Source organism: Amycolatopsis anabasis (assembly GCF_009765355.1).
GTDB lineage: Bacteria > Actinomycetota > Actinomycetes > Mycobacteriales > Pseudonocardiaceae > Amycolatopsis > Amycolatopsis anabasis.
In genome coordinates this window covers 234,100-248,946 of sequence record NZ_VTHK01000009.1, presented here as the reverse complement: position 1 = coordinate 248,946, position 14,847 = coordinate 234,100, and the positions used below count along the sequence as shown (strand labels likewise).

Below are 14,847 nucleotides of genomic sequence, written 5' to 3'. Positions count from 1 at the left end.
CACGTGTCTCCACTCGAGACGACCCGGCGCGCTTCGGCCGAAGGCACGTGAGGCCGCAGCCCGGTTCGTAACCATCAGGCTCCTCCTCGCTCGCGCGAGAACCCCGCGCCCACCGCGATGTTTCCCCGGGCGGGGTGGTGTGCCGGTAGCTCCGGCGAGTCATGAAGCTCTTCTCGCCGTCGTGGCGGGCCGGTCGCAGCTGGGGCCCAGGAGCAGCCGGGCGGCTCGTTCGCCCATCCGCAGGTGCGCGGCCGGGTCGGGGTGCAGGCCGTCGGGCAGCGACCTGGCCTCGTCCGGCCCGAGGAGCTCGCGCCCGTCGAGGTAGCGCAGCGCCGGGTCTTCGCGGATGTCGACGACCTTGGCGAGCAGCGAGCGGACGCTGGTCAGTGTCAGCGCTCCGGCACCCGCGGAACCCAGGGCGCGTTTGCGGCCGGTCTCCGGGTCGAGCGCGACGGGGCCGGACGTGGTCTCCAGTTCGGCGAAGGAGGTCGGCGAGACGAGCACGATCGGCGTGTCCGGATGGCCTTCGCGGATCGTGTCCAGGAATCCGTGCATGGCAGGGACGAAGGTGCGTTCGCGCATCGCCGCTTCCCCGACGATGTTGATCCCGACCTCGAGTGTGATCAGGTCGGCAGGGGTGTCCCGGATGGCGCGAGCGACCTCCGGGTCGAGCATGGCGTTGCCACCGAACCCGAGGTTGGTCAGCGCCGCGCCGGTCGTCAGAGCGGCGATGGCAGGCCAGGTCAGGGTCGGGGCGGGGGCCTCGAGGCCGTGGCTGATCGAGGAGCCGTAGTGCGTCCATGCCACGCCGGGCGGCGGGGTCGGCGCGAGCAGTGGCGCATCGGAGTCGAGCGTGCGCAACTCGACCGTCGCGCCGTGCGGCAACCAGATCTCGACGTCCTTCTCTCCACCAGGCAGGTCGTCGAAACGCACGGTCTCCGGGTGACCGGGGCTCAGCCGGGTGCCGGTGAGGTCGGCGGCGAAGCTCAGCACATCTCCCGCCGTGGCCGGTACGCGGCCGAGCACCGTGCCGTCGACGGCGAGGTCGAACGAGGCAGGCAGCGGGCTCCCGTCCATTTCCGGCACGGTGACGTGCACGCCCAGCGCCAGCGACCGCGCTGCCGTGCGCAGGCGCAGGCGGACCCCGGCCGCCTGCGAGACGATCAGATCCAGCAAGCCGTCGTTCATGCGCGGCCGGGTCCACGCCGGGAGCCGTCGCGGGCGCACCCCGGCCGGGGTGCGTTCCAGATCCAGCGCGCCGAGGATCGCGACCCTGTCGTCGGGCAGGGAGATGTGGTGGGTCATGCCGTGTGCTCCTTTTCGTGGTCGGCGGCGGAGGCGTGGCCCGCGTCGACCGGAAGGGTGCCGCTCCGGAAGAGGAGGGCGGCCAGTACGGCGCTGCCCAGGAAGACCGCTGCCGCGACCCAGAACACCAGGTGGTAGCCGGCGAAGGTCGCTTCGGCGATGGTCACCGGTTGGGTAGCGGTCGCGGGGTGCGCCGAGAGGTAGCTCGCGATCGCTGTGGTGGTGAGCGAACTGAACACCGCCGTTCCGATGGATCCGCCGATCTGCTGGGCCGTGGTCACCAGCGCGGAGGCCACTCCGGCGTCGTGCGACCGGACGCCGCTGGTCGCGGCGTTCTGCACCGGCCCGAAGATGAACCCGAATCCTGCCCCCGTGACGAGCAGGGCCGGCAAGACGTTCGCGGCATAGCTCGATCCGGCACCGATTCCGGTGAGGATGACCATGCCGATCGCGGCGAGGAGGCAGCCGATCGGGACGAGCGGCCGGGGTCCGGTGCGCGGCAGGAGCACCGCCCCGGAGAACACGGCTCCCGCCATGACCAGGCCGATCATCGGGAAGAACGCCAGGCCGGTCTGGATGGGGGTGAAGCCCAGCGTGTTTTCGAGGTAGTAGGTGAGGAAGAGGAAGACCGCGAACATCCCGATCCCGGCGATGCCCAAGGTCAGGTACGCCGCTCCCCGGACCCGGTCCAGGATCACCCGCGGCGGCAGCAACGGGTGGGCGGTGCGGCGTTCGACGAGTACGAAGACGGCGATGAGCGCGACGCCCGCGAGCACCGGTCCGAGCGTCCGGATGTCGTGCCAGCCGTTCGTTTCGGCGGTGCCGAGGCCGAAGACGATTCCGATCAGGCCGAGCACCACGGTGAGCGTGCCCGTGATGTCGAGCCGGACCCGCCGCGGCCGATCGCCGTCGTGGAGGAAGGCCAGCCCGCCGACGAACGCGACCGCCGCGATGATCAGGTTGACGTAGAGGCACCACCGCCACGACAGGCTTTGGGTGAGGACGCCACCCAGCAGCAGCCCCACCGCGCCGCCGGCACCCGAGATCGCGCCGAAGATCCCGAACGCGCGGCCGCGTTCCTTGGCGTCGTCGGCGAAGGTGACCGACAGCAGTGACAGGGCCGCCGGTGCGAGCATCGCGGCGCATGCTCCCTGGCCGATGCGCGCGGCCAGCAGCGTCGTGAAGTCCCCGGCGGCACCGCCGACCGCCGAGGCGAGCGCGAATCCGCCGACGCCGATGAGGAACAATCGCTTGCGCCCGAAGAAGTCCGAGAGCCGGCCGCCGAGGAGCAGGAGGCCGCCGAACGCGAGCGCGTAGCCGGTCAGCACCCACTGCCGGTAGCCGGCGGGGAATCCGAGGTCGTGCTGGGCGGAGGGCAGTGCGATGGCCACGATGGTGGAGTCCAGGATGTCCATCAGCTGGGCGAGGCTCAGGACGACGAGCGCCAGCCAGCGGTTCGCACCGCTTCGCTGGGGGCGTACGGCGTCGCCGGGCGCCTTCTGTGGAGCCGACCGGGCTGTCCCGGTCGATGAGTTGGCAGAATTCATGGGAGATCTCTCGGTTGAGGGCGCGACCACGCGGGTCGCGGGATGCTCCGTTGGCGGCTCGGAAGTTCGAGCACCCGACATCGGAGGCCGCGTCAGCCGACCAGCAGCACGAGCTTTCCGCGCACCTGACCCGCTTCGCCGACGCGATGTGCCTCCGCGACTTCGGTCAGCGGGAACGTCTGCCCGACGGGGAGTGCGAACCGGCCGGACTCGACCAGGTCGCCGAGCTGGCCGAGCGTGTAGAGGGCGCGACCAGCGTCGCCCGTGCTGAACCGCACGCCGTACTGCCGCGCGCCCTCGAAGTCGGCGATGGTGATGACGTGCCGCGGGTCGCCCGCGAGGCCGATGAGATCGGGCAGGACGCCGCTTCCGGCGACATCGAGCGCCAGGTCGACGCCGTCGGGGTAGAGCGCACCGACCCGCTGCGCCATGCCGTCTCCGTAGGCGACGGGTTCGGCGCCGAACGAGCGGATCACCTCGTGGTTGCCCGGGCTGCAGGTACCGATCACGCGCGCGCCCCGTGCCACGGCGAGCTGGACGGCGGCACGGCCGATGCTTCCGGAGGCACCGTTGACGAGCAGTGTGCTGCCGCTCTGGACGCCGAGCTGGTCGAGCGCACGCGCGGCCGTCTCGACCGCGACCGGCAGCGCGGCGGCCGCGGCGAAGCCGAGCGACGGCGGAATGGGTGCGTAATAGGGCAGCACCGCCAGTTCGGCCTGCGCGGCGCCGGTGCAGAACCCGAAGACGCGGTCACCGACAGCGACGTCCGTGACGCCCTCGCCGAGCTCGTCGACGATGCCCGCCACTTCGTGCCCCATGGTCTGCGGGAGCTCCTGGTCCATCAGACCTTGACGCTTCTTCCAGTCGCTCGCGTTGACACCGGCGGCCCGCACTGCGATCCGGACCTCGCCGGGGCCCGGGTGCGGATCCGGGAGGTCCGCGATCTCGAGGACCTCCGGGCCTCCGAACCGGCTGAACTGAGCTGCCTTCATGAGTTGTCCTCTTCTCGGCTCGGCGGGTCAACCGCGCTCGGAGCGTCGATCGTCATGGTTACGAACACCGTTCCTATCGCAGGAACAGTGTTCGTGTCAACACTGGATACGAACAACGTTCGTGTCGAGCTATGGTGGTGGGGTGAACCCGAAAGAGCGGCGCGCGGCGCGCCACCTGCGACCGAGCCCCGACGGCCCCAAGCCGCCGCGCCGCACCGTGGAGCAGATCATCGACACCGCGCTGGGCATCATCGCCGCCGAAGGCTACGAGGCGCTGACGATGCGTCGGCTGGCCAATGCGCTCGACACCGGGCCCGCCTCGCTCTACAACCACGTGGTCAACAAGGCCGACCTCGACGAACTGCTCATCGGGCGGCTGTGCGCCGAACTCGTCCTGCCCGAACCCGACCCCGAGGCCTGGCGGGAGCAGATCCGCGGCGTGTGCGTCCAGATCCGCGACCAGTACCTGAAATATCCCGGTATCTCCCGCGCCGTGCTCGCGATGGCCCCCACCGACCTGGAAATCGTGCGCGTCAGCGAAGGAATGCTGGCGATCCTGCTCGCCGGCGGCGTCGCCCCGCAGGCCGCCGCCTGGGCCAGCGACGGTCTCTTGCTGTACGTGGCCGCCTACTGCCTCGAGACATCGATCGCGGACCAGCGCTCGGCGCAGGGTGACGCGGTCTGGGTCCGCGACCGCGACGAACTGCTGCGCCGGTTCACCGCCCTGCCCGCCGAGACCTTCCCCCACACCACCCGCCACGCCGCGGAGATCACCGCGGGCGAGGGCCACGACCGGTTCGACTTCACCCTCGCCCTGATGATCGACGGCCTCGCACACCGCTGACGCCACGGACAATATTTGTGCGTGCCCACTGACTTTGTCTGTGCGCTCAACAGCGGAAGAACAGATGGTGCGAACCCCAGGACGCACGCCGTCACACTGGTGGTGGTCAGTTCGCGTGTTTGCCTGGTGCGGCGCTGCCGGTGTACTCGCCGAGGTCGGAGACGAGCGCGGCGATGTCGGGCATGGTGTCGTACCGGCGCTGGTGGATCTCGGCGATCTTCGCGCCGATCTCCGGGTCCGGGTCGTCGGTGATGTCGAACGACATGAACTTGTCGACCAGGGGCAAGCCGATCCGGTCGGTGTCGAGGTGTGCCGGGTGGTTCATGTACTCCTCGTAGCCTTCGAGGTCCTTTATCACGAAGACGGCGCCGTATTCGTATTCACCGCCGAAGTCGGGGCCGACGACGAACGACGTGACGGACGGGATGACGCGGCCCTGGTTGTGCAGGCTCTCGAGAGCGGCCTCCCGGTCCTCCGCCGAGATGCCGGGCCTGAGGGTGAAACGGTTGCCGTGGTAGATCATCGAAACATCCTTGTCAGTTGCGGTTCACGGGTCATTCCGCCGGGATGAACGCGGCGGCGTAGTCGCGGGCGAAGTCGGTGACGTCGCGTGCGGGGTGTCCGGTGAGGTCGGTGACGGACGTGTGCACCTCGGCGGCTTCGCCCCTGGCGTAGTGGGCGTAGTCCTCGACGAGGCCCTCGAGCTGCCACGGTGGGAGGACGCCGGTCAGCGCGGCAGTGAACTGGTCGGCGGGTGCGTCGTGGAAGGCGATGTCCTGCCCGGTGGCGGCCGACAGCGCCTGGGCGATCTGGGCGTGGGTCACGGCGCGGGGTCCGGTCAGCGTGTAAGTGTGGCCGGTGTGGCCCGTGCTGGTCAGCACGGCCGCGGCGGCGCCCGCGATGTCCCTGGTGTCGATCGCGCTGACCGCGGCGTCGCCGATGGGCGCGGCGAACCAGCCCTGTGCGATGGTCCCGGCGAAGGCGAGCAGCGCCTGCAGGTAGAGGTTGGGGCGCAGCACGGTGTGGTCGAGGCCCAGTTCCTGGACGTGTGCTTCGACTTCGGCGTGCCAGCGCAGGAACCGCACCGGTGAGTCGGCGTGTGCCGCGTACTGGGAGAGCAGCACGAGCCGGTGCACGCCCGCGTCGCGGGCGAGGTCGGCGAACCGGATCTGGAGTTCGGCGGCGTCGGGTGCCGAGGGGCTGTTGAGGAAGGCCGCGTCGACGCCTTTCAGCGCGGCGGCGACCGACTCCGGCTCCCGCAGGTCGGCGACGACGGTCTCGGCGCCGGGGACGGGGCGGTCGGGGTCGCGGGTCATCGCGCGGACGGTGACGCCGCGGGCTCGCAGGGCGGGGACCAGGGCGGATCCGATGGTTCCGGTCGCGCCGGTCACGAGCACGGTTGGGGTGTTCATCGATGGGTGCCTTTCCTAAGGTCGCCGGGGACTGGTCCTCGTCGGGTTCATCTCGGGGTCAACGCGGCGTCGAGAATCGTCCTTTGCGGGGGTGTTTCGGTTCCGCGTCGCGGATACCACGACGATCTCGTGGACCCGGCCCCGTTCGCGTCGGTGACAATCACCTACTTGTGCCGGTGTCCGGTCTATGGTTCGGACCATGCCCACGACGCCCGCCCGCTCGCTCGTCGGCCGGAGCGAGGAGATCAATCGCCTCCTCGACCTCGTCAACGCGGCAGAACGGGGCGAGGGCGGTGTGCTGGTCCTCCGCGGCGAGCCGGGTATCGGCAAGAGCGCGCTGCTGGACCACGTCGAACATGCGGCACCGGAGAAGTTCCAGGTCATCCGCGCGTCCGGGGCGGAGTTCGAGGGTGAGCTGCCGTTCGCGGCGCTGCACCAGCTGTGCGTGCCGGTACTGGCGCACCTCGATTCGCTTGCGGTTCCCTACCGCGACTCCCTCCTGGTCGCGTTCGGGTTGGCCGACGGAGCGCCGGACCCGTTCCGCGTCGGCCTGGCCGCGCTCGAGTTGCTGGCGACCGCCGCGACGGAACGTCCGCTGCTGTGCGTCGTCGACGACGCGCACTGGATGGACGCCGCCTCCGCGAGGGCCTTGACGTTCCTGGCGAGGCGCGTCGCGGCCGAGCCGATCGCGATGGTGTTCGCGGCCCGCGACCAGGAAGGCGGCGCCCGTGGGCTGGACGAACTGCCCGAGTTGACGGTCGGTGGCCTGAGCGACGCGCATGCGCGCGCGTTGCTGGCCGAGGAGAAAACCGTGACGCTCGACGAGCGGGTGCGTGATCGCCTGCTCGCCGAGGCACGCGGAAACCCGCTGGCCCTGATCGAACTGCCGAAAGCAGGTGGTTTCGCGCTGCCGACACCGTCACCGGTCGCGAGCCGGATCGAGCGGAGCTTCCGGACGAGAATGGCGGAACTGCCCCCGGACGCGCGGCTGCTGCTGATCCTCGCGAGCGCCGATCCCACCGGCGACCCGGGTCTACTGTGGACGGCCGCGTGGCGGCTGGGCATCGACGTGGCTGCCGCGAGCGCCGCCGCCGAGGCATCCGGGCTGGCGCTGTTCGACACGCGCGCGCGGTTCTGCCACCCCCTGGCGCGTTCGGCCGCCTATCGTGCGGCTGAGCCGGAGCGGCGCCAGGCGGCGCATCGGGCACTGGCCGACGCCACCGACCCGGTCACCGCGCCGGACCGGCAGGCCTGGCACCGCGCGCAAGCCACCACCGGGCCGGACGAACGGGTCGCGGCGGAGCTGGAGTCGTCGGCGTCGCGCGCGCAGGCGCGTGGGGGCGTAGCGGCCGCCGCCGCGTTCCTCGAACGCGCGGCGGCGCTGTCGCTCGATCCCGGCAAGCAGACCGAGCGCACGCTCGCGGCCGCGCGGGCAACGCTCGCGGCGGGCCGGGCGGACGCGGCGGCGGACCTGCTGGCCAGCATCGACACCGAGTCACTGGATGATCTCCGGCATGCGTCCGTCGATCTGCTGCGCGGGCAGATCGCCTTCGTCCAGGGTGCGGACGGGGCCGTCCGGGGGCCGGAACTCATCCTGCGGGCAGCGCAACGGCTCGCCGCCAGCGATCCGGAACGGTCGCGCGAGTGCTTCGTGGCGGCGCTGGAGATGGGGCTGGTCGTCGGGCGGGCCGCGGGCGTGATGGACCGGGTGCTCGACGCGGCCCGCTCGGCGCCGCCGGCATCGGGGCCGCCGGACCTCCTCGACGCGCTGGTGCTGTTGGACACCGAGGGACACCATGCCGGGGTACCGGCGCTGCGGCGGGTGCTCACCGGCGACGATGCCGGGTGGACTCGGGCGCCGGCGCTGGCCACCGTGCTCGCGGGCGAGCTGTGGGACATCGACCTGCACGCGACGGTCGTCGACTGGCTGGTGCGGACCGGGCGGGAATCGGGGTCACCGATGACCATCCGGCTCGGCCTGTCGCAGGTGGCCGTGTCCGCGGTGCTCACCGGTGACTTCGGGCGGGCGATGGCCGCGATCGCCGAGGAGGAAGCGATCGCCGACGCCGCCGGCGATCTGCCGCAGCTCTACCCGAGAGTGCACCTGGCGGCGTGGCATGGCCGCCGCCAGGAGGCGCTCGACCTGTTCGCCGAGGTGACCAGCCGGCCTACCGGTCAGCTGACCGCGAACGCCCACTGGGCGACAGCCGTGCTCCACAACGGCCTGGCCGAGTACCCGGCCGCGCTGGACGCGGCCACGCGCGCCGTGGCGGGCGGCGACCTCTTCCTCACCGGCATCGCGCTGCCGGAGTTGGTGGAAGCCGCGGTCCGGTGTGGCGAGGACACCGTCGCGCGGTCGGCGCTGGAGTCCCTGGGCGAGCGCACGGGGCCCGCGGGAACCAGCTGGGCCCTGGGCGTGGCGGCAGGTGCGCGGGCGCTGGTCAGCGACAGGGAAGACGACTACCGGGAGGCACTCGGGCACCTGACGGGTAGCCCGCTGGTGCTGCACCTCGCGCGGGCGCACCTGCGGTACGGCGAGTGGCTACGCCGCGCGGGCCGCCGCCGCGACGCACGCGAACACCTGCGTACCGCGCACGAACAGATGTCGGAGATCGGACTGGAGGCGTTCGCCCGGCGAGCCGCGGACGAACTGCGCGCGACCGGGGAGGTGGCCCGCAGCCGCTCCGAACACACCTACGACCGCCTAACCATGCAGGAAATGCACATCGCGCGCCAGGTCGCGGCGGGCGCGACGACGAAAGAGGTTGCCGGGCGCCTGTTCCTCAGCCCACGCACGGTAGACGCCCACCTACGCAACATCTTCCGCAAGCTCGGCATCACCTCGCGCAGGCAACTCAGGGGCATACCCGATCTCGGATGACGCGCCGCCGCTGCGCGCGTGGCGGCTACGGCACTTTCGTTTCCGATATGGCCCGCCACCTGGGCATCACAGGCCCGCCGGGGTGAAGCTCACGTCCGGTGTAGTGCTTGATCAGGACGTGTCCCCTTCCCGCGCGGCTGCCATGCGGGCGTGGCCGGAGCGGCGTTTGGAGCACATCAGCGAGGCGGTGCCGCGATCCTGGACGATCCACACGGTGTCCTCGCCCTTCACCGTCACCGGAGCGCGGTGGTTCTCGAAGTGGGTCAGTGCGTGGTGAGGTTGCGCTCCAGCGCGGCGAGATACTTTTTCATGTCGTGATCGCGGATCGTGTCGCTGGCCGGCGCCAGCAGATCGGCGGTGAAACCGCGAGCGTGGTCGGCGAGCCTGGGCAACGACGGCAGCGAGTCGCGGATCTTGCCCGAGGAGTCGATGTAGCGTGCCGCGTTCACGTGGTGGAAGACCGGTTCGGGCGGAAGCTGGGGGACGATGTCGTTGTTGTTGACGAACCGGAAACTCCGGTTCGTCAATGCCTGGTTGTAGGCGGTGGCCAGGAGCCGGTCGCAGGTGCGGGGCGCCCCGAACGTGTACACCCCGTCGACGCGGGCGTCCGCTTGTTCCAGGGACCACCGGGCGGCCGCGAGCATGGCCAGGCCGCCGCCCAGGCTATGGCCGGTGAACCACACCGTTTGGTCGTGGTCACGGCACGCGGTGAGCGCGGTGTCGACCTGTGGATACACCGAGTTCAGGGCTTCGGCGAAGCCGTAGTGCACCCATCCGGTGCCGCCGGGGCCTGGCCACGGCGGGGTGGTGACATCGGAGAGCCAGTCCCGCCACTGGGCCGGTTCGGTGCCGCGGAACGCGGTGATGACCATGTGATCGCTGGCCATCGTGTAAGCCTGGGTGTCCTCCAGCGGGAACGGCGGCCGGAAGGTGGTGTGGTGGTGGCGGACCCGGTCGAAACCCCAGTCGTGGGCCTGATTCTCGATCTCGGAAGGTGTCTTGTAGGCGAGGGCGGACGCGCACGCCATCCGATGGGCCAGCTCCACGCTGTACCTGGTCGCGTGATGATCGAACACAAGGGACGCAGTCATACCCGAACCTCCACAATCGGTTTACCGACGCACTTGATTGTTCGTTGGTAGCGCACGCCACCACGGCATCCCAATGGTTCGGCCGCGACGCCACCCGCACGAGATCCCGGAGCCACACAGCTGAGCGACACACCGGCCCGACGTCTCGCGGGAGCAGGACTACGTGAGCTTGGTCAGGGTGGCTGTTGTGTTCGCGCGCAAGTCCAGGAGCCGAGGCACTCGAATGGGTTCCCACGAATCGGCACAAGGTTCGCTGCCCTGCTTGAGAGCCGCGGCGTTACCGGCGGCAGTCGTTGTCCAGGACGCTGGCCAGTTTGTACTTTCGTTCGGGGTGACGGTCAGGCCGTAGAGGTACTTCACTGGATCCACGCACGCACGTACCGCATTGCCGTACCTCCCACACCCATTACCTTGCATGCATTCTGGTGGCGGTCTCAGCCGAGGCCACCGGTTTTCCCGTCAACAGCTCGGACCGCTGCCTCGATATCGCGCCGGTCGAATGTCGCGTCGTACGCAAAACTTCACCCCAATGTCTCGGCCACGTCGACGCCCAGCACCGGCAGTTCGCGCGGCGGCGTTCAGTCCCCCCAACTTGGATTCTCGTGGCTGGCTTGCTCGGTGGTGAGGCGTGTCCACAGGGCTGTGCAGGCGTCGTGCTCGGTGGTGTACTCGCCGGCGACGGCGAAGACACCGCGTTCGAACACGCCGATCTGCCAGGTTCCCTGTCGTCGGCGCAGGAAGTAGTAGCTGACCGGGGCGATGTCGTGTTCGTGTACCCCTTCGATCTGGTAGGCGTAGCCGGACACGCCCGCGTCCCGCAGCGCCGCGGCGAGGGTGAACCGGTCCACGATGGATGCCTTGTCGCGGCGTTGGTCTAGTTCAGGCGTTCCAGGTATTTGTTCGCGACCAGCCATCCCGCGCCGGGAAAGTCCTGGTTGCCCACCTTGACCACCTCGTACTGTGTGCCGCCGCCGGGCTGGTCGAACCATTCGGCGATCTGACCGGCCTGCACCGGGAACGACATCCGCACCTTGTACCGGTAGTAGCCGTTGGGTTTGATCACGTTCTTCTCGTATTCGCAGGTGTTGAGGTTCTGCGGAGGTATGGCACGTTTGGCGTAGCTGGTGCCTTCCGGCGCGAAATAGCGGCCGGTTTCCCCGCCGAAGCGGTCGATCACCGTGTTGACTTTGAGGGTGTAGGGCTTCGGCTTGCCCTTGAACCCGCCGTTGCCCGGGTAGACCCAGCTATTGTTCTTCCAATATCGTGCCAGGAACTGGTCCTGGTTCGCGCCCTTGGTCCCGAACCGCTTGTAGCCGTTCAGCATCCGCGCCACCGGCCCCGTCGTCGGCAGCTTCTCCGGTCCCAGGTGAACGGCCTTGCCGTAGAACGGGCCCTGGCACTGCGGAGGCGGGGCCACGGCTATTCGCGCCGTCCCCCCATGCACCGGCGCGGCCGCAGACGACGCCGCGGCACTGGGCACCGGAGCCATCCCGGCGGTCGCCAGCAACGACATCAGCACTGCCGCGATCACACGTCTCGATTTCATGGTTTCTTCCCCTTCTTTTTCGGTGAGGCGTCCACGATGGCGCACCAGAAGAGACCGTGACCACGGGTGCTACCCCGGTCGTGTGCTGCTCGGTCCCTGCGCGCTGTTACCCGAGCACCCACGCCCGATATCACGGTGCCCCCCACACGCACCGCCGGGCCGCTCGCCCATCACCGCCCGCTCACAGCGTGATCGCGGTGTCACGCATCAGCACACTTCTCACTCCGTGGAGACCGCCCCGGCGGCCTGGCGGTGTTGTGTGCCGGAACGGGGGACACCCGGAGCACGCCGTCCGACAGCCGTTGGACGACCCTCGGGCCGGTCGCCGCGCACGCGTCGCCCGCGGTCACCGGCGTTGCTCCCTACGGCTCATGCCGCTGCGGGACCGAGGGCCCAAGGGGGTTCACGGCTGCTTGCTGAGGTACTTCATCCCGGTATCGCACAGGACAGTCACGACGGTCGCGTCGGGTCCCAGTCGTTCTGCCAACCGAAGGGCGGCGATCACGTTGACACCGGTGGATGTCCCCGCGAACAGCCCTTCCTCCCGGGCCAGTCGCTCGACCATGGCCATGGCATCCTCCGTGGAGACCTGATCGACCAGGTCGATGCTGCCCCGCCGCCATAGCGGCACCACGAAGCCGGCGCCGATTCCGTCGATCCGGTGAGCACCGGTCCGGCCACCGGACAGGACGGGAGATTCCGCGGGTTCCACCGCGACGATTTCAACCCCTTCGCGGTGACCCCGGAGCGCGGTCGCGACCCCGGTGACGCACCCCGCGGTACCAACGCTCTGCACGAAGCCGTCGATCCGCCCGCCGGTCTGCCTCCAGATCTCCGCACCCATCATGCGATAGCCCTCCAACTGGTCGCTGTTGTTGAGCTGGTCGGTCCAGACGCCACCTGTCCGCGCCGCGATGACGCGGGCGGCCTCGATCATGTCCCGAGTCAGCTTCTCGGTCATCCGCCCGGCATCGCTCGGCACGATGTGCAGCGTGGCGCCGAGATAGCGCATGTGATCGAGCTTCTCTCTGGCGAAGGCGTCCGAGGTCACGATATGCAGCCGGTATCCCTTCACCGCACAGACCAGTGCCAGCGACACGCCGGTGCTGCCGCCGGTGTACTCAACGACGGAACCACCCGGCTTGAGCCGGCCAGCAGCCTCCGCGGCCTGGATCATGGCGATGGCCATCCGGTCCTTCATGCTGCCGGTCGGGTTCTCGCTCTCCAGCTTCAGCAGGACCCGAGCGCCGTTCTCCGGCACGACGTTGCGTAAGGCCACCATCGCGGTGTTGCCGATGCGGGCCAGGATGTCCGGGAGCACCTCATTCACGTTGTCCCCTGTCAGGTCTTGGTGTGTCGGTCGTCAGGACCCGTGCCCTGTGATGCTCGGCCCGCCACCACGCCAGCACTAGTTCAAAAGTTGAACCACACGCGCCAACTCGCGCATACCATCGACCCATGAGCGGGTACGGTCAGTTCTGCGCGGTCGCGCGGGCACTGCAGGTGCTGGGCGAACGCTGGACCCTTCTTGTCGTGCGGGAACTGCTACTCGGCGCGAGAACCTTCACCGACATCCGCCACGGCTTACCCCGCATTCCCCGCGCGACGCTGTCCTCGCGCCTGCGCGGCCTGCAGGCCGCCGGGATCGCCGAGGCCGTCGATGGCGAATACCAGCTCACCGAATCCGGCGCCGCCCTGTTCCCAGTAGTGCGGGAACTGGCCCAATGGGCCGCCGTCGCCGACCGCGCGGCCCTGTCCGAGGACGACCTGGACACCGCAGCGCTGACCTGGGACATCCGACGCCGCGTCAATACCGCGGCCCTGCCCGGACGCACCATCGTGCTCGCGCTTGAGTTCACCGACCGCGCGGCCGCCGACCGCAACTTCTGGCTGCACCTGTCCCGTGCGAGCGTCAACCTCTGCCGAGACGACACCGGAGCACCCGTCGACCTGTGGCTGGTCGCGCCCACCATAGAAGTGACCCGCTGGTGGCTCGGCCAACTCTCCTGGGCGCAACTGCTGCGCCAGCCAGGAGTGCACATCCACGGCGACCGCGCCCTGCAACGCCAGATCCACCACTGGTTCCAGCGGTACGTCTTCGCCCCCGGCCCGATGGCGAGCGGCTGATCGGCGGCTGTCAACAGCCGGAGAGTTCGGGTAAACCGGTCAGGCGGTCCAGCTATTCCTCGGCCACCCACGCTGTGCTCAGATCACCGGCGCCGAACCTCGTCGCGCGTTGCGCCGGCTTCCGTTGATCAGGTCATTGAAGCGGTCGACCGCCCAGATCGTGCGCAACCCCAGCCGGCCCATCATCATCGGGCGAGGGAATTTGGGCTCCCTGGCCCAGAGGACCTCGAGGTCCTCAGGTCGCTCACCGTCGACGATCAGGTCGGCGACGAGCGATCCGACGTACGGCGCCTGGGCGAGACCGTGGCCGTTGCACGCGATCGAATAGAAGACGTTGTCCTCGATCTGCCCGGCGAGGGGAAGCCAGGACGAGGTCGGCGGCTGAGACACTGGCGTCTGTAAGGTCCGCGCCAGCCAGACCGGCCTGAGCAAGATCGGCGTAGGGCATGAAGGCGCTCTTGAGAACGGCGGAGTGGAGACCGGTGCCGCGGAGGTTGGCGTGTACGAGGTTGGCTCTGGTCAGGGTGGCACCAGTGAGCGCCGCATTTGCGAGGTTGGCATCGGGGAGACTGGCCTCGTACAGGTTGGCATCAAGAAGGATTGTCTTGGCAAGTTGAGCGTCCGCGAAATCTGCTCCGGCAAGGCAGGTGTTGGCGAGATTGATCGGCCCAGGATCGTCGTGGCCGACTTCGCGTCGTCCGATTGCGGTGAGTACAGCTTGGATATCGGTCGCGGGGGCGATGTCGGAGTGGAGATCGTCGGGGCACGAACTTGCCGGTGCATGGCTTCGGACGAACGCGGCGAGGAGTTCCATGATGGTGGGGTGATCTCGGTGGGAGTCACGCGCCAGGCGTTCCAGGGCTAGATTCCGCCGAGACGAACGTCGGTCTTGTCGGAGGCGAGCTGTTCGACAGCTTTGCCGAAGCGGTCTGTTAGCTGTCCTTGTTCAGTGAGCGTGATCTGGTCTCGTGTCGCACCAAGTGAGTGAGCTTGTGAACCACAGGGCGGCGACAGCAGCGATCGCGGTGAGGATGGAAGTCAGGCTCTGCCAACCCTCCCAGCTCAACACCCTGGTGATCCTCCTGCGGACACCCCGGCCACT

The 14,847-nt window shown here is 69.3% G+C and carries 14 protein-coding genes; 3 read left to right on the top strand and 11 right to left on the bottom strand.

Going from position 1 to position 14,847, the window contains the following annotated elements:
• Window positions 1-159 precede the first annotated feature (159 nt).
• The 3 genes from FXO23_RS14995 to FXO23_RS14985 form a co-directional block, all read right to left on the bottom strand.
• Window positions 160-1,305 carry an SGNH/GDSL hydrolase family protein gene (locus tag FXO23_RS14995; protein WP_158885139.1) on the bottom strand — a complete coding sequence of 382 codons (1,146 nt, stop codon included), beginning with the start codon at window positions 1,303-1,305 and terminating at the stop codon, window positions 160-162.
• Complete coding sequence (locus tag FXO23_RS14990; RefSeq protein WP_158885137.1) at window positions 1,302-2,852, bottom strand: MFS transporter; 1,551 nt, start codon at window positions 2,850-2,852, stop codon at window positions 1,302-1,304. The genes FXO23_RS14995 and FXO23_RS14990 overlap by 4 nt, the downstream gene beginning before the upstream one ends.
• 92 nt (window positions 2,853-2,944) lie before the next feature.
• A complete protein-coding gene (locus FXO23_RS14985; protein ID WP_158885135.1) occupies window positions 2,945-3,844 on the bottom strand; it encodes an NADP-dependent oxidoreductase in 900 nt (299 codons plus the stop codon).
• A 142-nt stretch (window positions 3,845-3,986) separates the two neighbouring features.
• Between FXO23_RS14985 and FXO23_RS14980 the strand changes: the two genes are divergently transcribed.
• Window positions 3,987-4,688, top strand: coding sequence for a TetR/AcrR family transcriptional regulator (locus FXO23_RS14980; protein WP_158885133.1), 702 nt, complete (start codon window positions 3,987-3,989; stop codon window positions 4,686-4,688).
• 106 nt (window positions 4,689-4,794) lie between these two features.
• On the opposite strand, the gene FXO23_RS14975 is transcribed toward FXO23_RS14980, so the two are convergent.
• Together FXO23_RS14975 and FXO23_RS14970 are read right to left on the bottom strand one after the other, a co-directional pair.
• Window positions 4,795-5,211 carry a Dabb family protein gene (locus tag FXO23_RS14975; protein WP_158885131.1) on the bottom strand — a complete coding sequence of 139 codons (417 nt, stop codon included), beginning with the start codon at window positions 5,209-5,211 and terminating at the stop codon, window positions 4,795-4,797.
• Between the two features lie 31 nt (window positions 5,212-5,242).
• Complete coding sequence (locus FXO23_RS14970) at window positions 5,243-6,100, bottom strand: SDR family oxidoreductase (RefSeq protein ID WP_158885129.1); 858 nt, start codon at window positions 6,098-6,100, stop codon at window positions 5,243-5,245.
• Between the two features lie 199 nt (window positions 6,101-6,299).
• On the opposite strand from FXO23_RS14970, the gene FXO23_RS14965 reads away from it, so the two are divergent.
• The gene (locus FXO23_RS14965; RefSeq protein WP_158885127.1) at window positions 6,300-8,981 is read left to right on the top strand and encodes an AAA family ATPase; all 2,682 of its coding nucleotides are present in this window, start codon (window positions 6,300-6,302) and stop codon (window positions 8,979-8,981) included.
• Window positions 8,982-9,092: 111 nt separating this feature from the next.
• On the opposite strand, the gene FXO23_RS52265 is transcribed toward FXO23_RS14965, so the two are convergent.
• From FXO23_RS52265 to FXO23_RS14945, 5 genes are all read right to left on the bottom strand, one after another.
• Window positions 9,093-9,218, bottom strand: coding sequence for a hypothetical protein (locus FXO23_RS52265; protein ID WP_281356534.1), 126 nt, complete (start codon window positions 9,216-9,218; stop codon window positions 9,093-9,095).
• 26 nt (window positions 9,219-9,244) lie between these two features.
• The gene (locus FXO23_RS14960) at window positions 9,245-10,072 is read right to left on the bottom strand and encodes a lipase family protein (RefSeq protein ID WP_179956768.1); all 828 of its coding nucleotides are present in this window, start codon (window positions 10,070-10,072) and stop codon (window positions 9,245-9,247) included.
• Between the two features lie 578 nt (window positions 10,073-10,650).
• The gene (locus tag FXO23_RS14955) at window positions 10,651-10,920 is read right to left on the bottom strand and encodes a hypothetical protein (RefSeq protein WP_158885125.1); all 270 of its coding nucleotides are present in this window, start codon (window positions 10,918-10,920) and stop codon (window positions 10,651-10,653) included.
• A 26-nt stretch (window positions 10,921-10,946) separates the two neighbouring features.
• The gene (locus tag FXO23_RS14950; protein ID WP_158885123.1) at window positions 10,947-11,663 is read right to left on the bottom strand and encodes a TNT domain-containing protein; all 717 of its coding nucleotides are present in this window, start codon (window positions 11,661-11,663) and stop codon (window positions 10,947-10,949) included.
• Between the two features lie 358 nt (window positions 11,664-12,021).
• Window positions 12,022-12,948: a PLP-dependent cysteine synthase family protein gene (locus FXO23_RS14945; protein WP_246257262.1), complete on the bottom strand. Its 927-nt coding sequence runs from the start codon at window positions 12,946-12,948 to the stop codon at window positions 12,022-12,024.
• A gap of 128 nt (window positions 12,949-13,076) precedes the next feature.
• On the opposite strand from FXO23_RS14945, the gene FXO23_RS14940 reads away from it, so the two are divergent.
• Complete coding sequence (locus FXO23_RS14940; protein WP_158885121.1) at window positions 13,077-13,745, top strand: winged helix-turn-helix transcriptional regulator; 669 nt, start codon at window positions 13,077-13,079, stop codon at window positions 13,743-13,745.
• A 244-nt stretch (window positions 13,746-13,989) separates the two neighbouring features.
• Here FXO23_RS14940 and FXO23_RS52675 read toward each other — a convergent pair whose 3' ends face one another.
• Window positions 13,990-14,559, bottom strand: a complete 570-nt coding sequence (locus FXO23_RS52675; RefSeq protein WP_158885119.1) for a pentapeptide repeat-containing protein — start codon at window positions 14,557-14,559, stop codon at window positions 13,990-13,992.
• Between the last annotated feature and the right edge of the window lie 288 nt (window positions 14,560-14,847).